18 protein-coding genes are annotated in these 19,878 nt (G+C 63.6%); 5 read left to right on the top strand and 13 right to left on the bottom strand.

What is annotated here, in order from left to right; genetic code table 11:
* Nucleotides 1-72: 72 nt before the first annotated feature.
* From hflX to trkA, 4 genes are all read right to left on the bottom strand, one after another.
* Entirely contained in the window at nt 73-1,476 is a 1,404-nt protein-coding gene (hflX, locus tag AC13C2_RS09820) for a GTPase HflX (protein ID WP_245737541.1), read from the bottom strand.
* Nucleotides 1,445-1,699: an RNA chaperone Hfq gene (hfq, locus tag AC13C2_RS09815; protein WP_092761411.1), complete on the bottom strand. Its 255-nt coding sequence runs from the start codon at nt 1,697-1,699 to the stop codon at nt 1,445-1,447. The genes hflX and hfq overlap by 32 nt, the downstream gene beginning before the upstream one ends.
* A 171-nt stretch (nt 1,700-1,870) precedes the next feature.
* Nucleotides 1,871-3,391, bottom strand: coding sequence for a TrkH family potassium uptake protein (locus tag AC13C2_RS09810; protein WP_482886701.1), 1,521 nt, complete (start codon nt 3,389-3,391; stop codon nt 1,871-1,873).
* A 70-nt stretch (nt 3,392-3,461) separates the two neighbouring features.
* Nucleotides 3,462-4,844, bottom strand: a complete 1,383-nt coding sequence (trkA, locus tag AC13C2_RS09805) for a Trk system potassium transporter TrkA (RefSeq protein ID WP_092761409.1) — start codon at nt 4,842-4,844, stop codon at nt 3,462-3,464.
* A gap of 176 nt (nt 4,845-5,020) precedes the next feature.
* On the opposite strand from trkA, the gene AC13C2_RS09800 reads away from it, so the two are divergent.
* Entirely contained in the window at nt 5,021-5,449 is a 429-nt protein-coding gene (locus AC13C2_RS09800) for a hypothetical protein (protein WP_339639954.1), read from the top strand.
* A gap of 10 nt (nt 5,450-5,459) precedes the next feature.
* Here AC13C2_RS09800 and ntrX read toward each other — a convergent pair whose 3' ends face one another.
* The 5 genes from ntrX to dusB form a co-directional block, all read right to left on the bottom strand.
* Complete coding sequence (gene ntrX / locus AC13C2_RS09795; RefSeq protein WP_092761405.1) at nt 5,460-6,854, bottom strand: nitrogen assimilation response regulator NtrX; 1,395 nt, start codon at nt 6,852-6,854, stop codon at nt 5,460-5,462.
* Between the two features lie 3 nt (nt 6,855-6,857).
* Nucleotides 6,858-8,993: a sensor histidine kinase NtrY-like gene (locus tag AC13C2_RS09790; protein ID WP_482887005.1), complete on the bottom strand. Its 2,136-nt coding sequence runs from the start codon at nt 8,991-8,993 to the stop codon at nt 6,858-6,860.
* Between the two features lie 173 nt (nt 8,994-9,166).
* Complete coding sequence (locus AC13C2_RS09785; protein WP_092761401.1) at nt 9,167-10,531, bottom strand: response regulator; 1,365 nt, start codon at nt 10,529-10,531, stop codon at nt 9,167-9,169.
* A gap of 5 nt (nt 10,532-10,536) precedes the next feature.
* On the bottom strand, nt 10,537-11,613 hold the full coding sequence (locus AC13C2_RS09780; RefSeq protein ID WP_482886700.1) for a two-component system sensor histidine kinase NtrB: 1,077 nt from the start codon (nt 11,611-11,613) through the stop codon (nt 10,537-10,539).
* Nucleotides 11,610-12,614, bottom strand: coding sequence for a tRNA dihydrouridine synthase DusB (gene dusB / locus AC13C2_RS09775; RefSeq protein ID WP_281243210.1), 1,005 nt, complete (start codon nt 12,612-12,614; stop codon nt 11,610-11,612). Before dusB ends, AC13C2_RS09780 begins: the two co-directional genes overlap by 4 nt.
* A gap of 205 nt (nt 12,615-12,819) precedes the next feature.
* Here dusB and AC13C2_RS09770 point away from each other — a divergent pair, with 205 nt between their 5' ends.
* Genes AC13C2_RS09770 through AC13C2_RS09760 form a run of 3 tightly spaced genes read left to right on the top strand, consistent with a single transcriptional unit; the run spans nt 12,820 to nt 14,935 of the window.
* Nucleotides 12,820-13,950, top strand: coding sequence for a bifunctional 2-C-methyl-D-erythritol 4-phosphate cytidylyltransferase/2-C-methyl-D-erythritol 2,4-cyclodiphosphate synthase (locus AC13C2_RS09770; RefSeq protein WP_482886699.1), 1,131 nt, complete (start codon nt 12,820-12,822; stop codon nt 13,948-13,950).
* Nucleotides 13,947-14,453 carry a phosphatidylglycerophosphatase A family protein gene (locus AC13C2_RS09765; protein ID WP_092761395.1) on the top strand — a complete coding sequence of 169 codons (507 nt, stop codon included), beginning with the start codon at nt 13,947-13,949 and terminating at the stop codon, nt 14,451-14,453. Before AC13C2_RS09770 ends, AC13C2_RS09765 begins: the two co-directional genes overlap by 4 nt.
* Nucleotides 14,450-14,935 (top strand): CinA family protein, encoded by a 486-nt coding sequence (locus AC13C2_RS09760; protein ID WP_482886698.1) that lies wholly within the window; start codon nt 14,450-14,452, stop codon nt 14,933-14,935. Before AC13C2_RS09765 ends, AC13C2_RS09760 begins: the two co-directional genes overlap by 4 nt.
* Here AC13C2_RS09760 and AC13C2_RS09755 read toward each other — a convergent pair.
* The gene (locus AC13C2_RS09755; protein WP_092761391.1) at nt 14,902-15,369 is read right to left on the bottom strand and encodes a type II toxin-antitoxin system RatA family toxin; all 468 of its coding nucleotides are present in this window, start codon (nt 15,367-15,369) and stop codon (nt 14,902-14,904) included. The genes AC13C2_RS09760 and AC13C2_RS09755 overlap by 34 nt on opposite strands.
* A 70-nt stretch (nt 15,370-15,439) precedes the next feature.
* On the opposite strand from AC13C2_RS09755, the gene hpt reads away from it, so the two are divergent.
* Nucleotides 15,440-15,991, top strand: a complete 552-nt coding sequence (gene hpt, locus AC13C2_RS09750; protein ID WP_092761389.1) for a hypoxanthine phosphoribosyltransferase — start codon at nt 15,440-15,442, stop codon at nt 15,989-15,991.
* Here hpt and AC13C2_RS09745 read toward each other — a convergent pair.
* The 3 genes from AC13C2_RS09745 to AC13C2_RS09735 all read right to left on the bottom strand — a co-directional run bounded on the left by AC13C2_RS09745 (nt 15,982) and on the right by AC13C2_RS09735 (nt 19,876).
* Entirely contained in the window at nt 15,982-17,043 is a 1,062-nt protein-coding gene (locus tag AC13C2_RS09745) for a hypothetical protein (RefSeq protein WP_482886697.1), read from the bottom strand. The two genes, hpt and AC13C2_RS09745, sit on opposite strands and share 10 nt — an antisense overlap.
* A gap of 64 nt (nt 17,044-17,107) precedes the next feature.
* Complete coding sequence (locus AC13C2_RS09740; protein WP_482886696.1) at nt 17,108-18,208, bottom strand: ABC transporter ATP-binding protein; 1,101 nt, start codon at nt 18,206-18,208, stop codon at nt 17,108-17,110.
* A gap of 21 nt (nt 18,209-18,229) precedes the next feature.
* Nucleotides 18,230-19,876, bottom strand: a complete 1,647-nt coding sequence (locus AC13C2_RS09735) for an alpha-glucosidase (RefSeq protein WP_482886695.1) — start codon at nt 19,874-19,876, stop codon at nt 18,230-18,232.
* Between the last annotated feature and the right edge of the window lie 2 nt (nt 19,877-19,878).

Genomic DNA, 19,878 nt, shown 5'->3' with positions numbered 1-19,878 from the left:
TGCTCTGACGGTCGAAGTCTGATGCCCGATCCGTTGCGAAATATTAGCAGCCCCTGTCGGACCTGTCACCCCTCAGGGATGCCACGGCTCTGACGCGGCGGGAGCAGCGCCCGGATCGGTGCCGGTCTCGGCGGTCCCGGTGCCCTCGGGCGCGACTTCAGGGAAGGCTGCGGCAAAGCGGGTGGCCTGCCGGTGAGTCCATCGCAGGGACAGGTAAATGCCGTCTTCGCCCTGCGTTTCTTCCAGGACGGCGCCTTCTTCGTGCAACCATGCGCGGGCCTTCCCGGCATCGAAGGGCAACGTCAGCGTGATTTCGCTCAAGGCCGCCGTCATCTCGGAGGCGATGCGCTCCAGAAGCGCATCCAGCCCCTGCCCCGTCAGTGCCGACCCCAGATAGACGTCGTCACGCCGGGCGGCCAGATTTTCCGCCGCGGCCATATCGTCGGATGTCAGAGCGTCGGCCTTGTTCCACATTTCCAGCCGCGTGATGTCGTCGTCGACGCCAAGCGCCTCCAGGATGGCTTCGACGTCCCGCGCCTGAACCTCGGTCTCGGGGTGGGAAATGTCGCGGACATGCACGATCAGGTCGGCGTCCAGCACCTCCTCCAGCGTGGCGCGGAAGGCGGCGACCAGTTGCGTCGGCAGGTCGGAGATGAACCCAACCGTGTCCGACAGAATCACCTTGGTATCATGCGGCAGGTCGACCGATCGCATCGTCGGGTCCAGCGTCGCGAACAGCATGTCCCTGGCCATCACGTCGGCCCCGGTCAGGCGGTTGAACAGCGTCGATTTGCCCGCGTTGGTATAGCCCACGAGGGCCACGACCGGATAGGGCACCTTGGCACGCGCGGCACGGTGCAATTCGCGGGTCTTCACGACCTTGTCCAACTGACGCCGCAGCTTGGTCATCTGCTCATCGATGGCGCGGCGGTCGGCCTCGATCTGCGTCTCGCCCGGACCGCCCACAAAGCCAAGGCCACCGCGCTGCCGTTCCAGGTGGGTCCAGGCGCGCACCAGACGGGTCCGCTGATAGGTCAGCGCCGCCAGTTCGACCTGCAACACGCCTTCGCGGGTGGCGGCCCGGTCGGCGAAGATTTCGAGGATCAGGCCGGTGCGGTCCAGCAGTTTGACCTTCCACGCCTTTTCCAGATTGCGTTGCTGTACTGGCGTGACGGTGCCGTCGATCAGGATCAACTCGATCTCGTCGGCCTCGATCCGGGCGCGCAATTCCTCGACCTTGCCCTTGCCGAACAACATGCCGGGATGCGGGTTGGGCAGGCGCACGACGTCTCCGCCCGCCACGTCCAGCCCCGGAAGGGCGTGGGCCAGCGAGATGCATTCGTCCAATGAGTGTTGTGGCGTTCGACCGGAGCGGTCGCCAGCGCGGGTGTCGGGGTGCAGGACCAGGGCGCGCGTCGGCACAGCCTCGGTCGAGTGGGTGACGTCAGGTGGGTTCGCCAGCGGTTTCTTCCTCACCGTTGTAAAGGCTGATCGGCTGCGCCGGCATCACCGTGGAAATCGCGTGCTTGTAGACCAGTTGGCTTTGGCCGTCGCGGCGCAGCAACACGCAGAAGTTGTCGAACCAAGTGATAACGCCCTGCAATTTGACGCCGTTGATCAGAAAGATCGTCACCGGCACCTTCGTCTTGCGGACGTGATTGAGAAAAGCGTCCTGAAGGTTCTGCTTGTCCGATGCCATGTCAGCCCGTCCCTGTCCCACGCGCCCATTTTCGGGCGTCAGTTAACAATCCGGACTTTATGGGGCGGGCACGATGAAGTTTCCACCCCTGATCCGCAGGATTCTGACGTGGCGTGACAGGGCGTTGCCGAAACGACAGTCGGGCCGCCACCGCAGGACGTCCCCGGTCGATCAATCGCGCCAGAATTCCGGGTTCAGAAGTGCGATAAACGCAAGCGCTTCCAGGCGGCCCAGCACCATGGCCAGGGCCGAGACGATCTTGGCCATATCGGGCAGGGCATTCATCGCCCCCTGCCCGCCCAGCACGATTTCGGCGAGCGGTCCGGTCGTCGTCAGACAGGCCACCGCCAGGGCGAGCGCGCCGTCGAAATCGAGGCCGGTCAGTGTCAGGGCCAGCGTCACGGCCGCGATGGAGGTGGCGAACAGCATGAAGAACACCCAGGCCGCCTCGATCCCGCCGGGGGGAATACGGCGCACAGCCCCGCTGTTGCCCGCGACGGAATGCGGATGGACCAGCATGTTCATCTCGTGGCGGCCCTGCGCATAGAGCGTATAGATGCGCAGCAGCTTGACACCGCCCGCCGTGGTCGCGACCCCGCCCCCGAAGATCGTCAGACCCAGCAACAGGACCGAAGGCGCGCCCAGACCCGACCAGGCCTGCGCCGCCTGCCACTGCGCACTTTCGAATCCGGTTGTCGTCAGGAAGGACAGCGCGGTGAAGGCCGACCCCCAGATCGCGCCGACGGCGGCACGCGCATCGTCCGCGCGACCCACCTCGTAGGCGCCGATCCAGTGACGGGCGAACAGGACGACCGTCACCGTACCGACGATCATGCCCGCGATCCGAAGCTCCCGGTCATTGGCAAGATTGCGCATGTGATCGCGGTTCATGTCCGTCGTGAAGGCCTGCCGGGTGATCGCGAAGATCAGGAAGGCCGCCACGGCCACCTCGCCCGGCCAGCCCGCGCCGCTGCCTGAAATCTTGGTGCCGTCGGTGATGCCCGAGGTCGACATCGTCGACATGGCATGGATCAGGGCGGTCGTCCCGTTTTCCCCAGCGATCACGAGAATGCCCCATAGCACCACCGTCAGCGAGACGTAGACCGGCACCAGCGTCGACACTGCCCTGCGGACCCGCGATTCGGGCTCGATGGCCTGCGCCAGATCGCGGGTGGAACGGGTTTCAGCGCGCCGCGTCGTGTTCGCCTCGGCCACTTCGAAGCCACCCAGGTTCAGGGGGGCCAGGATCGCGATGGCCGCGACCCATACGATCATGCCGCCCTGCCATGCGACCATTGCCCGCCACAGATGCGCCGTCGACGACAGGCGGTCTGGCGAGAACAGACTGCCGCCGGTGGTGGTGATGGCGGCGACCATTTCGACATAGAGGTTGATGGCGCGGGTGTTCGAGACGATGCGGCCCAGCGGCAGCGCGGCCATCAGGGGCAGCAGGGTAAAAGCCGACAGCAACGCGATCAGATGGCTGCGCGTCGCATTGCGCGAGCGGTCGCGCGCCGTCGCCACGGCGATCGCCGCCAGCAGCGCCAGCAGAAGCGTTCCGGTATAGAAGAAGGCCTGTGCCTCGTGGTGCGCCCTGAGGGTCAGTGCGTGCAGTGCCGGAATATACATCGACGCCGCAAACACCGCCGAGAGCTTGACGATCAGCGGCACGCGGCGGAATACGCCGGTCACTGCGCCGGCGTCCGCACTGTGAAGCTGCCGTCCGGGTCCGTCACGGTGCGGGGCGTCAGAAACCGGCGCATCAGAAGAAGTCCACCTGCACCTGCAACAGCCGCTCTACTTCCGGGATGTCGGAGGACAATGCGAAGATCGCGACCACGTCCCCCTCCTCGATGCGGGTGCTGCCTTCCGGCCGGATGACGCGCCCGCCGGATTTCTGGATGGCGCCGACCAATGCGCCTTCGGGAAAGTCGATTTCGCTGATGATGCGACCGGTCATGGGCGAGGTGGACAAGACCTGCGCCTCGATCACCTCGGCCTCGGCATCGCCGACGGAATAGACGTTGCGGACCCGGCCATGTCGAACATGCCGCAGGATCGACGACACGGTCGTCTGCCGGGGATTCACATAGGCGTCGATACCCAGCGGTTCCAGAAGCGGCACCAGCGTCGGATCGTTGATCAGCGCGATGGTCTTGGAACACCCCGCGGCCCTGGCGCGCACGGCAGCCAGCAGATTGGTCTTGTCGTCGTCCGTTACCGTCAGCACGGCATCCGCACGGTCGATGTTCGCTTCGCGCAGAAGATCGATGTCCAGGCCGTCGCCCGACAGAACGATCGTCCGCTCCAGTGCTTCGGCCGCGCGCTCGGCGGATTTGCGGTCCCGCTCGATCATCTTGGCGCGGATGCGTTCGGGGGCCGCCTCCAGCGCCTCGGCCACGGCCAGGCCGACATTGCCGCCGCCGATGATGACGACGCGTTCCTGCTTGCGGACCTTCTTGCCAAAAATCTCCTGCGTGCGGTTCAGATCGTCGGAATGCGTCAGGATATAGACCTGATCGCCCGCCTTGAGCTGATCGCCGGGATCGGGCGCGAACAGGCGCCGGTTTTGCCGACGCACACCCACAACAACGGCACGTAACGTGCTGAAAAGTTCAGACAATTGCCGCAGCGGTGTGTCCAGAACCGGACAGTCTTCATCAAGTTGCAGACCAAGGAATTGCACCTTTCCGTCCATGAATTCCTCGACATCGAAGGCTGCGGGCGCGCGCAGGCGGCGCAGCGCGGCCTGCGCCACCTCCCTCTCGGGGCTGATGACGACGTCGATGGGCAGGTGGTCGCGGCGATACAGATCCGCGCGCACCGCCGACAGGTAGGATTGCGCCCGCAGGCGGGCGATCTTGCGCGGCACGGTAAAGATCGAATGCGCCACCTGACAGGTCACCATGTTGACCTCGTCCGAATGGGTCGCGGCGATCAGCATGTCGGCGTCCTCGGCCCCGGCCCGCTCCAGCACGTCCGGATAGCTGGCAAAGCCGGTAATGCCCTGCACGTCCAGCGTATCGGTGGCCCGGCGCACCAGTTCGGGGTTGTTGTCGACCACAGTGACGTCATTGCGTTCGCCCGCCAGATGGCGCGCGATCTGCCAACCGACCTGCCCTGCGCCACAGATGATGACCTTCATAGTGCGCCCTTTGCGGCCCGGATACAGAAGGCAATGGATAAGCCTGCCCGGCGGTGCGGGTCAACGGGGCCAGCAGATGTCTGACATTTGGTCAACAGGTCGAAATCAAATGTCTGACTTTTGAAAGCCTGCCCCGAGTGATTGCCAGCTTTGTCGCGGCTGCTAGGTAAGAAGCCATGAAGTACACGTTACCCTTCCTGATCGCGCTGAGCGCTTGCGGGGCCGGTCCCACGCAGCCCGTCTGGCTCAAACCCGGAACGCCAGCCCTGACCGCCGAGCAGGATTACCTTAGTTGCGCCGCCAAGGCCCGTCGCGATTTTCCCGCTGACCGCAGGATCGACACCTCGCCCCGTGTCACCATCGGGGCGGGTGGCTGTCGCAGCGGTATCTGCGTCGGTGTCGAAAACGGATCGGACGTATTCAACCGCGATGCCAATGCCGGTTTGCGCGACCGCGCGGTGTCGGCCTGCATGACCGGGCGCGGGTACAATCAGCGCAGCCTGCCCGTCTGCAAGGCCGGCACTGCAACGCAACTGCAAAGTCAGCCGTTCGACACGACCGGCCTGTGTGTCGCGAATGGCCGGATTGCCGCGCCCGCCCGATGATCCGCCGCTGTTAGTCGTCGACGCGCGCGACCCGTGATCCGCCGCGCGCGCTGGTCACCACGCCCAGCGACTTCAGTTTGCGGTGCAACGCCGAGCGCTCCATCCCGACGAAGCTTGCCGTGCGGCTGATGTTGCCACCGAAACGGTTGATCTGCGTCATCAGGTATTGGCGTTCGAACAATTCGCGCGCCTCGCGCAGCGGCACCGACGCCAGGCTGCCCGATAGTGTCATGTCGCCGGAATCGCCGCCGCCATTGTTCGGACTGGGCAGTTCGGTCGGCTCGATCGGGCCGGTCCCCTCGCCCAGAATCAGCACGCGCTCGATGACGTTGCGCAATTGTCTGACATTTCCGGGCCAGCGCATGGTTTGCAGCAGGGCCTTGGTCTCCTCGCCCAGTTCCCGCAACGGCAGGCCCTGCGCCTTGTTCAGCGATGCGATGAAGTGATCCGCCAGCACGGGAATGTCGTCGCGGCGGTCCTCCAGGCTGGGCACCGGGATCGGGACGACATTGAGGCGATGAAACAGTTCTTCCCTGAAACGGCCGGCGCGGATTTCATGATCCAGATCGCGGTTGGTCGATGAAATCACCCGCAGGTCCACGCGGACTTTCTCAGTCCCGCCAACCCGTGTGAAGGCCTGATCGACCAGCACCCGCAGGATCTTGGACTGCGTGCCAAGCGGCATATCGGCCACTTCGTCGAAATAGATGACGCCTTCATGCGCCTGTTCAAGAAGACCGGGTTCAACGCCTTTTTCCGGGCTTTCACGACCGAACAGCACGGTCTCCATCCGGTCCGGTTCGATCGAGGCGGAACTGACCGAGACAAAAGGCGCCGAGGCGCGGTTCGACTTGGCGTGAATGTAACGGGCGGCGACCTCCTTGCCCGAACCGGCAGGCCCGGTCAGCATGACGCGCCCATTCGAGTTCATCACCTTTTTAAGCTGCGCCACCAGACCCTTGTAGGCGACGGACTGGCCGATCATCTCGGCGGACGATGCATCTTTGCGTCGCAATTCACTGTTCTCCCGGCGCAGACGCGAGGTTTCCATCGCCCGGCCCACGACAACCATCAACTGGTCGATGTTGAAGGGTTTTTCGATGTAATCGTAGGCCCCCTGCTTGATGGCGGCGACCGCGATCTCGATGTTGCCATGGCCCGAAATGATGATGATCGGAATATCCGGGTGGCTGCGGCGCACGGATTTCAGAATGTCGATCCCGTCCATGTCGCTGCCCTTGAGCCAGATATCCAGGATCATCAGGCTGGGCGCCTCGTCCTCGATCGCGCTCATGCACTGATCTGCAGTACCCACTTTTCGACAGGAATATCCTTCATCTTCAAGGATATCCGCGATGAGACTGCGGATATCTGCCTCGTCGTCCGTGATCAGGATGTCGCCCATGTGTTAACTCTCCTCAATGCGGGGAAGCCTTATGACGGCCTCCGCCCCTGTATGACCTGTGGCATCCGGAGCGGCATCCGCCAGTTCCAGCGTGCCGCCGTGTTCCTCGATGATCTTCTTGACGATCGGAAGGCCAAGCCCGGTGCCCTTGTCGCGCGTCGTCACATAGGGCTCGAACAGTTTCGCGCGGTCTTCCGGAAGACCTATGCCATTGTCGCTGATGCGAATTTCCAAATGGCTGCCATTTGGGTCGTTGATCAGTGAAACACCCACCCGCTTGTCGAAATCATCGCCCGTCTTTTCCACGCGCGTCTCGATCGCCTCGCCCGCGTTCTTGATGAGATTGGTAAAGGCCTGTCCCATCATCGTCTGATCGAATTCCGCCTGCAGCTTGCCTGCGGGGATATCCTCGACGATCTCCACCGGGTCCAGCGCGGCGCGTTGCAACATCACGGTTTCCCGCAGAAGACCGGCCAGATCGCCGCGACGGCGCTCGGGTTCGGGCATGCGTGCAAATTTACTGAATTCATCAACGATGCGTCGCAAGTCATTGGTCTGGCGCACGATCACATCTGTCAGCTCACCCAGTTTCTCGGCGCTTTCCGGCTCCAGCTCGCGGGTGAAGCGCCGTTTGAGGCGTTCGGCGGACAACTGGATCGGCGTAAGCGGATTCTTGATCTCATGCGCGATGCGCCGTGCCACGTCGCCCCAGGCCGCCATGCGCTGCGCCGAGACCAGTTCGGTCACGTCGTCGAAGGCCACCACGTAGCCTTCGGCAGCACCGTCGGCACCGGGGCGGGTTGCGATGCGGACCAGCAGGTTCTCCAGCCGTCCGCCCCGGGCCAGCCGGATCTCTTCCTGCATGGTTTCGGACCGGACGTCGCGCAGCCGTTCGAACAGCGGTGTGAATTCCGGTACGACCTGATCCAGCAGCACCCCATAGCGTTCGCCGTCGATGCCAAGCAATCGCTGGGCCGAGCGGTTCATGAAGTCGATCTTGCCATCCGGGTCCAGCCCGATGACACCCGCTGTCACCGACCCCAGCACGCTGTCGAACAGGCGACGGCGGCGTTCGGTCTGCATGTTGGTCTCGACCAGCGCGTCGCGTTGCCCTTTCAGTTGCCGGGTCATCTGGTTGAAGATACGGCCCAGCATGGCGATTTCATCGTCCCCCGCCTCCTCCTTGACGCGAACGGAGAGGTCGCCCTGCCCGACCCGCTGTGCCGCTCCGGCCAGCCGACCGACCGGGCGCGACAGACGTTCGGCGAACCACATTCCGGCCCAGGTCGCCGCCAGAATCAGGATCAGCGCAAAGCCCAGATAGAGCAGCCCGAATTCGAACAGCAGCCGACCGCGATCCTGTTCGAGCTGCTGATAGAGCTTGGCCGTCTCGCGGGTTTCATCCAGCAGTTGCAGGATGTCCCCGTCGACCGTGCGCGACACGTAAAGATAGCGATCATTGAAGGCTGTCAGTTTAAGAAGGGCGCGGAACTCATTGACATCCTTGTCCTCCATCAGAATGACAGAGCCTTCGGCAGCCTGTTGCAACCGCAGCGGGTCGATCGGTACGAAGTCGAACAGATAGGAACGGTCGCCCCGGGCGCGGATTTCGCCGGCACCATCGACGACGAAGGCTTCGGCCAGGCCGCGCTGCACCAGCTCCTGGCCCTGCGCAAGAACCTGTCGCAGATCGCCATCGGCCATGAAAAACAGCGACCGTTTGGCGACATTCAGATACCCCGCCAACGCGCGTGCATCCTCGGTCAGGCCATCGCGGTGTTCCTGCGCATAGGCCTGCGCGGCCTCAACCGAATTGCCAAGCGCGTTGCGGACACGGTCGGAAAACCACCCTTCCAGACCGATATTGATCGTGACCGTGGCGAAAACCGCGGTCAGGATGGTCGGGATCAGAGCGATGCCAGTGAACACCCCTGTCAGCCGCAGGTGCAACTGAGACCCGGCAGAACGGTTGCGCCGGGCAGCGATCATCCGGGTGACACGGCGGACCACCAGTGCCGCGACAGCCAGGATATAAACCAGATCGGCCAGCAGGACAGCGCGGAGCCACGACAAGTCACCCGCATCAGGCCCCCGCAGACCCAGTGACAGAAACGTCAGGACGACAAGAACCGGCCCCATCACCACGAGGGAGACCGTCAGAATCGCCTGTGCCTGGCGACGACCGCTCCAGAGTATGGCGCGGGGCACAGGGCTCACGTGGCTGGCAGAAGCCCGCAAAATATCCTCATTTCAATGTCTTACCGCGCGACTGCCTGCCGGGTTGTTCCCGATCTGCAACGCCTGTGGCGGTTTTACATCAATTTGCGCCGCCGTGTCACGAGGATATCGAGATCGGTGATCTTCTTGCGCAGCGTATTGCGGTTTATGCCCAGAAGATCGGCGCATTTCGCCTGATTTCCGCCGGTCGCATCCAGCGCGATCTCGATCAGCGGGGCTTCGACATCGCGCAGAATGCGCTGATACAGGCCAGGGGCCGGAAGCTGTCCGCCCTGCAGATCGAAGTGACGCCGGAGATGCTTTTCCACCGCCTCGCTCAGTTTGTCGGTCGCGGCAATGACGCGCGGCCCGGCGGCGAAGGTGCCCAGAACCTGTTCCACCTCGGAGCGGGTGATCTCCTCGGCGGGCGACATCACGACCAGACGGCGTGTCGTATTCTCCAGTTGCCGCACATTGCCGGGCCAGGGATGCGCGCGAATCTGCGCCATGGCGTCGTCGGAGAAACGGCGCAGGGTGGCGCCGTCGCGTTCTGCACGGCTCAGGAAATGTGCCGCCAGAAGCGGAATATCGTCGACCCGTTCACGCAGGGCCGGCACGTCAAGCTGAGCCCCGGCCAACCGATAATAGAGATCGGATCGGAAACCACCCGGCCCGTCGACGTCCAGCCGGGGCGTCAGATCGCGTTGCGCGGTCGCCATGATGCGGGGGCCGTCGCTGGGAAGACTGTCGATCAGGCGCACGACGCGAGCCTGAATTTCAGGTTCCAGATCGCCCACTTCGTCAAACAGGATCGAGCCGCCACGCGCCTTGGCCAACAGGTCCGAGGGTCCATCGAAACTGACCAGATCCGCTCCGGTCGCAATCACGAAAGGCAGAGTCCGGCGATCGCTGAAGTCATGGATTGCATGGGAAATCAAAGATTTGCCAGTTCCCGATTCACCCGTAATCAAAACCGGAAGGTCGTTGTTCATCACCCGCGCGACCATCCGATATAGCGCCTGCATCCGCGGCGTGCGACCAACCAGCGGCAGGTCGTCGGTCTTTTCCGGCTCGGCCGTCGCGGGACTGGTGGTACGCTTCTGTTCCAGGGCGCGGGCGGCGCGTTTCATCAGGTCGGGCAGATCGAAGGGCTTGGGCAGATAGTCGTAGGCCTCGGCCTCGGTCGCCTGGATCGCGGTCATGATCGTGTTCTGGGCCGAAATCACGATCACCGGCAGGCCGGGTCGTTCGGCACTGATTTTTGGCAGCATTTCCAGACCGTTGCCATCCGGCATGACAACATCCGAAATAACCAGATCGCCTTTGCCCTCCTCGACCCAGCGAAGAAGCGTCATCAGCGATGACGTGGCATGCACCTTGCATCCGGCACGGGTCAGTGCCTGCGTCAGGACGGTGCGGATCGTGCGGTCGTCGTCGGCGACCAGAATTGTTCCGTCCATTCTTGTTACTCCTCAGTGCTTTGCAGGTCGGTCTTCATATCTTTTGGGGCAAGCGGCAGAGATATGCGAAACACCGTCCGACCTGGCACACTGTCGACCGAAATCCAGCCGTCATGGTCCTGAACGATCTTGGAGACCAGCGCGAGGCCCAGTCCGGTGCCGTTCTCGCGGCCGGATACGAAAGGTTCGAACAGGTTGCCGGTCAGCTCCGGCGGGATGCCTGGACCATTGTCGATGATCTCGATCTGGAGCGGCACCGATCCGCCGCTTCCATCCGGCCGACGCACACGCAACGACAGTTCATAGAAGGTTCTGATAGTAATTTCACCATCATTTTCAGCCGCTTGCGCAGCGTTCTTCAGGAGGTTCAGAAACACTTGCTGCAATTGATCGGGGTCCGCCCAAGTCGATGGCAACGAGGGGTCGTAGGCTTCGATAATGTTCATGTGGGCGGCAAAACCGACCATGGCGGAGCGGCGCGCGCGGTCGAGGATGTCGTGGATATTCACGGCCCGGCATTGCGGCGGGCGCAGGTTCCCGAACTGCTCCACCTGTTCCAGGAGTTTCACGATGCGGCGGCTTTCCTCGACTATAAGATCTGTTAATTCAACGTCTTCTCCGGTAAGGTTCATCCCCAAAAGCTGAGCCGCGCCGGTAATCCCTGCCAGCGGGTTCTTGATTTCATGGGCCAGCATTTCGGCCATGCCAATGGCACTGCGCGCCGCCGAGCGGGAATCGCGCGCCCGGTCCAGCCGTCCGGCAATATCCTGAGGCGAGATCAGGATCAGAATGCCGTTGTCCAGCGGGGCCAGATGCAGGTCGCAGCGCACGGCAAGCGACGGGCCCAGCCGCACCGTCGCATCGTGCAGAGTCAGCGGGGCGAAGGTCCGGCGCACCCGCGTCGTGGCGGCAGCCAGCCCGTCTTCCAGGTCCATCAGCGACGGCAGGGCCGCGCCCGCCAGATGCTTGGCCGACCGGTTCAGGAAGCCCTCGGCCGGGCCGTTGACGGCATCGATCCGATCGTCGGCGTCCAGAACAAGCGCCGGGATCGGCAGGGCCTGCCAGATGGGACTGCCGGTCATGCCGCGCACCGGGTCGCCGGGATCAGCGCGGCAGGCAGCAGGGCCGGAACATCCGTAGCATTCGCGGTCAGGATGCGGCGGCGCAGATCCGCTGGCGTCGCGGCCGCGTCCATGTACCAGCCCAGATGCTTGCGCGCGACGCGACCGCCCAGAATGGCACCGTAGAAGTCGATCAGCGCGGCATAATGCTCCGTGACGAGATGCACCAGACCGGAGCCGGTCGGGACATCCGGTGCAGCCCCGTGACCCAGGGCCTGCGCGATCTGCGCCAGTGCCCATGGCCGCCCCTGAGCGCCGCGTCCGACCATAACGCCCGCCGCGCCGGACTGCGCGATGGCGCAACGGGCGGCGGCGGCGTCGGTGATGTCGCCATTGGCCAGCACCGGAATATCCACGGCCCGCACGATGGGTGCGATGGCCCCCCAATCGGCGGCACCCTTGTAGAACTGGCACCGTGTGCGCCCGTGAATTGTCAGCATCCGGATGCCCGCCGCTTCGGCCCGGCGGGCCAGATCGGCGGTATCGCGGCTGTGGTCGTCCCACCCCAGCCGGGTTTTCAGCGTGACTGGCAGGTCGACGGCACCGACCACTGCCTCGATCAGGCGCAGGGCGTGGTCATGATCGCGCAGCAGGGCCGATCCGGACAGGCCGCCTGTGACCTTTTTGGCGGGGCATCCCATGTTGATGTCGATGATCCGTGCGCCCTGCCCGGCCAGCAGCTTTGCCGCCTCGCCCATCCAATAGCCGTCGCGGCCGGCGATCTGGACCGCCGTGCCGGTGACATCGGCACCCAGTTCGGCGCGGTCACGGACCGAAGGCTTGGCTTCGACCATCTCCCGGCTGGCGACCATTTCCGAGACGACGAGACCCGCCCCGAAGCTCTGGACCACCTGCCGTGTCGGCAAATCCGTGATTCCGGCCATCGGCGCCAAGGCGACAGGCGAGGTCAGGCCCAGAGCGGCCAGCCGGGGGTCGAGTGGGATTGCAGTATTTTCAGGCACGTGCTGATTTTCCGGGCGGTTCCAGGGGAAGTGCTACGAAACGGACGTCCCTATTGGCAGGGCTGACCTGCATCTTGCGGATGAACCGATGCCCTATGCACAAAAATTAGGCAACACGTTACAGGAATGCCTGTCAGATCGCCATCTTCTTGCCGAGTCTGTCTGGCGAAGGATAGGAAGGCGCGACCGACTGAACGGAATTCCCATGCCTTTCTCCGACGCCACCGCCCTGATTGTCGCCGCTGGATCCGGCACACGGGTCGGCGGCGATATCCCCAAGCAATTCCGCGATTTGGACGGTATTTCGGTACTGGCCCGGGCGGTGCTGCCCTTCAGCGGACTGGTGGACGAAGTGATTGTTGTGATCCGGCCCGAAGATCGGGCGCGGGTCGCCGCATTACTGCCCGGCACGACGTTGATTGACGGCGGTGCGACACGCGGCGCTTCGGTCCGGGCGGGGCTTGCGGCGGTGAAGACGGGTCGTGTGTTGATTCATGACGGGGCGCGGCCTCTGGTGTCGGCCGCGTTGATCGGTCGGGTGCTGACGGCCCTGAACGACGCGCCGGGGGCGGCCCCCGCAGTGCCGGTTACGGATGCGCTGTGGCTGGGGGACGACCGGGTCGCGGCAGTGCAGGACCGCACCGGGTTGCACCGCGCACAGACACCGCAGGGGTTCGATACGGCAGCTTTGCGTGCGGCGCATGATGCCTTCGATGGCGATGCTGCGGACGATGTGGAAGTGGCGCTAGCCGCCGGGCTGGACGTCACGATCGTCGCGGGCGATGAGGACAACATCAAGATCACCACACCGGGCGATTACGCGCGGGCAAGGCGGCTTATGGGACACGGAACGGACATGGATATCAGGGTCGGGAACGGGTTCGACGTGCATCGGTTCGGACCGGGCGATCACGTGACGCTGTGCGGTGTACGGGTGCCGCACGGGCGCGGGCTGCAGGGACATTCGGACGCCGATGTCGGCCTGCACACGATCACCGATGCAATCTATGGGGCGCTGGCGATGGGCGATATCGGGCAGCATTTTCCGCCTTCGGACCCGCAGTGGAAGGGCACGAACAGCGCCTTGTTCCTGAACCATGCGGCAGGTCTGGCCCGCGCGCAGGGGTATCGGATCGGAAATGTCGATGCCACGCTGATCTGCGAAGCCCCGAAGATCGGGCCGCACGCGACGGCAATGCGCGAAAGACTGTGCGATATCATGGGACTGGAACTTGACCGGGTTTCGGTCAAGGCCACGACGACAGAGCGGTTGGGGTTTGCCGGGCGCGGCGAGGGGATCGCCTGCATGGCGACTGTAACCCTGGTGAAATCATGAGCGGCGACGTGGGGCGTGACCAAAGGATCGCCAGGGCCGTCGCGACGGTCGGATACGTCGGTCTGTTGCGCCCTGCCCCGGGCACATGGGGCTCGCTGGCTGCCCTGCCGCTGGGCTGGCTGGCTATGCAGGGCGGGCCGCTGGTGTTCACCGTCCTGACCGCATTGATCCTGCCGCTGGGCTATTGGGCGACGGCTGCGGCAACGCGCGGACAGGCTGACCACGACCCATCGGAAATCGTGATTGACGAGGTGCTGGGCCAATGGATCGCATTGCTGCCGCTGGTCTGGGGCGCGGCGAATGCGGGGGTTGCGGTCGAACGTCTCTGGCCCGGATGGATTGCGGCACTGCTGCTGTTTCGGCTGTTCGATATCTGGAAGCCCGGTCCCGTCGGCTGGATGGATCGGCGCACGGATGCCTGGGGTGTGATGCTGGACGATGCGATCGCCGGAGGAATGGCAGCCATTTGCGTCGTGGCGCTGGCTGCATTGGCGCATCTGTGAGTGGGGTCGCGGACCTGCTGGCGGCGGCACGGGTCAAATGTCTGACAATTGCGACTGCCGAAAGCTGCACCGGTGGGATGGTCGCCGCCGCGCTGACGGATTTGCCCGGATCGTCAGAGATGTTTCTTTGGGGGGCGGTCACATATTCCAACCCGGCCAAGCGGTCGATGCTGGGCGTATCGCAGATGACGCTGGTCACACATGGCGCCGTGTCCGAGGAGGTCGCGCGCGAAATGGCGCAGGGTGCGCTCGCTCGCTCGGGTGCGGATATAGCGATGTCGATCACCGGGATCGCGGGCCCCGGCGGATCGGAGTTCAAGCCAGAGGGGCGTGTGTGTTTCGGAATAGCTACGGCGGACGAGACACGGACGGAGACGGTGGAATTCGGCGCCCTGGGCCGGGATGCCGTGCGCCTGGCGGCGCGGGATCACGCGTTGATGCTGTTGGGTCAGGCCGTTGGTGTGCCCGGATCGGAGCCATAAAGCGCCCGCGCGCGTTTTTCGAAGGCCGCGACTACCCGCAGCATCGCTTCGTTGAAGACGACGCCGACGACCCGACCGATGATGACGTTGCGAAACTCGTAATCGATCCAGAAATGCACGCGGCAACCGCCGTCAATCGGCTCGAAGCGCCATTCGGAATCCATGCGCTTGAAAGGACCGTCCAGATATTCCGTTTCGATCCGATACTCCGATGGCCACAGGACGACCCTGGACCCGAAGCTTTCGCGGAACACCTTGAAGCTGACCACCAGGTCGGCCAGCATCACTTCGCCTTCGGGTCCGCCATCGCGCGACCGGATGCGGGCGGCAGCGGTCCAGGGCAGAAATTCGGGGTATCGGGCGACATCTGCCACCAGATTGTACATCTGCTGGGCGGAATAAGGCAGATCTCGGGTCTCGGAATGGCGGGGCATCGTGCCTCTTGGGTTGGGGATCATCCTCGTGTTAACGCGCGTCTAGACCGGAAGGTCCGGGGGGAGCAACATGACCGAAAGCTATGTGATCGACCAGATGATCAGCGCGAAATCCATCGCCGCGCGGATCGAGGAACTGGCACGCGAGATCGAGATGCGATTCGCAGGAACCGACAAACTGATCGTGGTGGGGTTGCTGCGCGGATCATTCGTGTTCATCGCCGATCTGGTGCGGGAGCTGGACCTGCCGGTCGAAGTCGATTTCCTGGAGGCATCGAGCTATGGCAACGCAATGGAATCCAGCCGCGAGGTTCGCATTCTGAAAGACTTGCGCGGCGAGATCGGCGGGCGCGACGTGCTGGTGGTCGAGGATATCGTCGATACCGGCCACACGCTGAACCAGGTCACGGAGATGTTGCGGTCCCGCCATCCGGCCCGGTTGGAGACAATCGCCCTGCTGGACAAGCCGACGCGGCGTGAAGTGGACATTCGCGCGACGTGGACAGGGTTCGAGATTCCCGATGCCTTCGTCGTGGGGTATGGCATCGATTATGCCCAGCGGAACCGCAACCTGCCCTATATCGGAGCGGTGCGGATGACCGGGGATGCGGTTCAGGGCTGACCCATGCGGGCCAGTCGCAGATCATGGAGCTGTTGCTGGCTGAGCGAGACTTTCGGATCGCCCTTGTAGTCGACCGCAGGCAAGGTGTTGAGCTGTCGGAAGAAGGCGATCAGCAGGACCGAGGTGACGGCGATGCCGGCAATGGCCTTGAACAGGTTGGGCACGGTCGCGATCAGCGTCGGGCGATAGGCTTCGGGCGCGAACAGTTCGATTGCAACGCTCAGCGGTGTGATCAGCACAAAGGCCACAGCCACGAGGATCACCGCTTTGACAAGTCCAAAGCCGACATGTCGCGGTGCCGCGATGCGGCGCGGCAGCAGGAACGGCAGGGCGATGATCGCACCGACCGCGGCATAGGCATACATGGCGCGGGTCGGATCGTTGCCGAAGGCCAGCTGCCCGGCCTGAAAGGTGCGACCCGTCGAAATCATGTCCCACAGCAGATAGGCCGTGCCCATCAGTCCCAGCCCCAGCAGGCGCAGGATCAGCCAGTCTGCGGCAACGTAGAGTTTCATCGCGCCGCCGATGGCAGGAAGCTTCTTGTTGAAGTCTGCGATCGGGACCGTCTTGCGCTCGGCCACCGGGATGGCACGGGCTGGGTCGTTCGGGTCGGGGCGCGGCGGTTTCTGCCGACGCATATCCGGCATGACCAGCAGCAGCATCAGACCGAATGGAATGAAGAGTGACCACATCGGGGAGGCCGACTCCTGCTGGGGGGCCGTAAACGGAATATCGGGAAGCGCGAGGATCGCGGCCTGCATCGGCTCTAAAAGAAGCGGGTAGACGACAACGATAATGCCATGCACCGAGAGCCAGATCAGATCGCGGCCCTGCGTCGGACGGCGGAGGCCTCGTGGCAGCCACCAAGGGATCAACAGGAACACACCGAGTCCTGCCAGCGTGGCCTGCACCCAAAGTTCAACCGGAGGAATTGTCACGCCGAGGTTGTTGCCGGCATTCGTTTTCAGTCCGAAATAAACGAACACCATGAACAACAGGCCCAGGCCGGTCAGACGCAGATACAAGGCATAGATAAAACGCAGAACAGCCATCGGAACCTCGGGCAGACGGAAAACTCCGCGCCATACTGGTTCTGCAATCAGGCCAAAATCGGGCCTATTGTCGGTAAAGCAGAGACACTCCGTTTCGAAATACATGCACTTTCGCCGGATCTGCGGTCAGGCGCAGGGTTTTGCCGCGCAACCCGGTATGGATGCCGGGCAGCTTGGCGATGACCGCATCGTTTTCGGGGGCGCTGCGCTTGAAATAGATCAGGGTGACCTCGCCCAGCGACTCGCGGATTTCGACTTCACCTTCATAGGCATAGGCGTCGCCATCGGTCTGCACGACGTCTTCGGGGCGGAAGCCGACATTGACCTGCGCGCCCATGTCCTCGGCCTCGGACGGCACGTTCGAGGTAATCGTCCCGCCGCCTTCATGCACCTTGAGCGTCGTGACCGGCCCGGTGCCGACGATTTCACCGGCGACAAGGTTCATCGCTGGCGAGCCGATGAACTGCGCGACGAATTCGGAATTGGGACGCTCGTACAGGTCCAGCGGGGTGCCGACCTGCGCGATGCCCTTGTTGGCCAGCACGACGATGCGGGTGGCCAGCGTCATCGCCTCGACCTGATCGTGGGTGACGTAGACCATCGTGGAGTCGGGCATCTGTTCCTTGAGCTGGGCGATCTCGATGCGGGTGGCGACGCGCAGCGCGGCATCGAGGTTCGAGAGCGGCTCGTCGAACAGGTAGACCTTGGGGCTGCGCACGACGGCGCGCCCGATGGCGACGCGCTGGCGTTGACCACCCGACAGCTCCTTGGGCAGGCGGTCGAGGTATTCCGTCAGTTGCAGCTTGCTGGCGGCGGCGTCGACCGCGGCCCTGATCTCGTCCTTCGGCATCTTGGCGATCCCGAGGGCGAAGGCCATGTTATCGCGCACCGTCATATGCGGGTAGAGCGCGTAGGACTGGAACACCATGGCGATACCACGCTGCGATGGCGGGATGTCGTTGACGACCTGTCCGTCGATTTCCAGCGTGCCGCCCGAAATCTTTTCCAGCCCCGCGATCATCCGCAGAAGGGTCGACTTGCCACAGCCTGACGGGCCGACGAAGACGATCAGCTCACCCGTCTTGATGTCCAGATCGATGTTTTTCAGGACTTCGACTTTGCCGCCGTAGGTCTTGGCCACATCGGTCAGCTTCAGGTTCGCCATGATCGTCCCTCCATCATCCGTTCAGGTTGCACGCATCAGCGCATAGCCCCATCCGTTCAGCGTCAGGCCTGAGGCGTCCGGCGCGGTCCCGCCGATGCCTTCGACCGGCAGCCATGTTCCGTCGGGCAGTGCCGTCTGCGCAGGCTGATCACCCATGTTGAACGCGCAGAACAGCGTTTCGCCGCCTTCCGACCGGATGAAGGTCAGCAGGTCGCCATCGACTGTTAGCTTGTCCTGCGTGCCGTGCCGCAAGGCCGGGTTGACGGATCGCAGGGCGATGATCCGTCGGTAATGGTGTAGAAGTGCATCCTCCCGATGCTCCTGCACGCCGACGGATGCGGCCAGATGTTCGCCCGCGACCGGCAGCCATGGCTTGCCGTCCGTGAACCCGCCATTCCGGTTCGACGCCTCCCAGACCATGGGGGTGCGGCAGCCATCGCGGCCCTTGAACTCGGGCCAGAATTCGATGCCGTAGGGGTCTTGCAGATCCTCGAAGGCGACGGTGGCCTCGGGCAGACCCAGCTCCTCGCCCTGATAGAGACAGACGGAGCCGCGCAGGCAGCAGATCAGCGTCGAATAGAGCCGCGCGCCCTTGTCGCCCAGGCCCCAGCGGGTGACATGCCGCGTGACGTCGTGATTTGAAAACGCCCAGCAGGCCCAGCCATCGGGCGCGGCGGTGTCGAGGTGGTCGAACACCTCGGCCACCCGCTCGGCGGTCAGTCGATCCGGCGACAGGAAGTCGAAGGCGTAGCACATCTGCACACCCTGCCCCTCCTTCGTATATTGGCCCAAAAGCTCCATCCCGAGCTGCGCATCGCCGACCTCGCCCACGGCGGCGGTGCCGGGAAATTCGTCCAGCAAATCGCGGAAGCGCTTCAGAAAGGCCAGATTTTCCGGCTGGTTCTTCGAAAACAGGTGTTCCTGATGGTTGTAGGGGTTCACCTGGGGCGCGATCTTGGCGTTGCGCCGTTCGGCCGGAAGGGCCGGATTGTCGCGCAGTTGCGCATCGGCGAAATAGAAGTTGATTGTATCCAGTCGGAAGCCATCGACGCCGCGCTCCAGCCAGAACCGCGTCGCGTCCAGCAGGGCATCCTGAACGGCAGGTTCATGAAAGTTCAGATCAGGCTGCGAGACGAGGAAGTTATGCAGGTAGTATTGCTGCCGCCGCGCGTCCCAGTGCCAGGCCGGACCGCCGAAGATCGACAGCCAGTTGTTGGGCACGGTGCCATCGGGTTTCGGATCGGCCCAGACATACCAGTTGGCGCGGTCGTTGATGCGGTTGCTGCGGCTTTCCTGAAACCAGGGATGCTGATCGCTGCTGTGCGACAGCACGAGGTCGATCATTACCCGAAGGCCAAGGCGGTGCGCGGCCTGGATCAGGCGATCGAAATCCTCCAGCGTGCCGAACATCGGATCGACATTCCGGTAATCGCTGACGTCATAGCCGAAGTCCTTCATCGGCGAGGTGAAGAACGGGCTGATCCAGATCGCATCCACACCCAGCGATGCGACATAGGGCAGACGGTTGGTGATGCCATTCAGATCGCCGATGCCATCGCCCGAGGTATCCTGAAAGGACCGGGGATAGATCTGGTATATGATGCCGCCCCGCCACCAGTCGAGGTCGGACGCGGGCGCAGGGAATTGCGCGGTCGAGATCGCAGTCATTC

The sequence above is a fragment of the Jannaschia sp. L-14R genome (assembly GCF_056857695.1).
The sequence above is the reverse complement of the archived record's forward strand: the minus strand, read 5'-3'. Positions and strand labels throughout refer to the sequence as shown.

Bases quoted from the DNA above. Each gene is read 5' to 3' on its own strand.
- AC13C2_RS09800 (WP_339639954.1), top strand. From the start codon at position 5,021: ATGAAGTACACGTTACCCTTCCTGATCGCGCTGAGCGCTTGCGGGGCC.
- ntrX (WP_092761405.1), bottom strand. From the start codon at position 6,854: ATGGGCGACATCCTGATCACGGACGACGAGGCAGATATCCGCAGTCTC.
- AC13C2_RS09790 (WP_482887005.1), bottom strand. From the start codon at position 8,993: ATGGGGCCGGTTCTTGTCGTCCTGACGTTTCTGTCACTGGGTCTGCGG.
- AC13C2_RS09745 (WP_482886697.1), bottom strand. From the start codon at position 17,043: ATGGCTGTTCTGCGTTTTATCTATGCCTTGTATCTGCGTCTGACCGGC.
- AC13C2_RS09755 (WP_092761391.1), bottom strand. From the start codon at position 15,369: ATGCCCCGCCATTCCGAGACCCGAGATCTGCCTTATTCCGCCCAGCAG.
- AC13C2_RS09780 (WP_482886700.1), bottom strand. From the start codon at position 11,613: ATGACCGGCAGTCCCATCTGGCAGGCCCTGCCGATCCCGGCGCTTGTT.
- hfq (WP_092761411.1), bottom strand. From the start codon at position 1,699: ATGGCATCGGACAAGCAGAACCTTCAGGACGCTTTTCTCAATCACGTC.
- AC13C2_RS09765 (WP_092761395.1), top strand. From the start codon at position 13,947: ATGAGCGGCGACGTGGGGCGTGACCAAAGGATCGCCAGGGCCGTCGCG.
- trkA (WP_092761409.1), bottom strand. From the start codon at position 4,844: ATGAAGGTCATCATCTGTGGCGCAGGGCAGGTCGGTTGGCAGATCGCG.
- AC13C2_RS09785 (WP_092761401.1), bottom strand. From the start codon at position 10,531: ATGGACGGAACAATTCTGGTCGCCGACGACGACCGCACGATCCGCACC.
- AC13C2_RS09770 (WP_482886699.1), top strand. From the start codon at position 12,820: ATGCCTTTCTCCGACGCCACCGCCCTGATTGTCGCCGCTGGATCCGGC.
- AC13C2_RS09740 (WP_482886696.1), bottom strand. From the start codon at position 18,208: ATGGCGAACCTGAAGCTGACCGATGTGGCCAAGACCTACGGCGGCAAA.
- hpt (WP_092761389.1), top strand. From the start codon at position 15,440: ATGACCGAAAGCTATGTGATCGACCAGATGATCAGCGCGAAATCCATC.
- AC13C2_RS09735 (WP_482886695.1), bottom strand. From the start codon at position 19,876: ATGACTGCGATCTCGACCGCGCAATTCCCTGCGCCCGCGTCCGACCTC.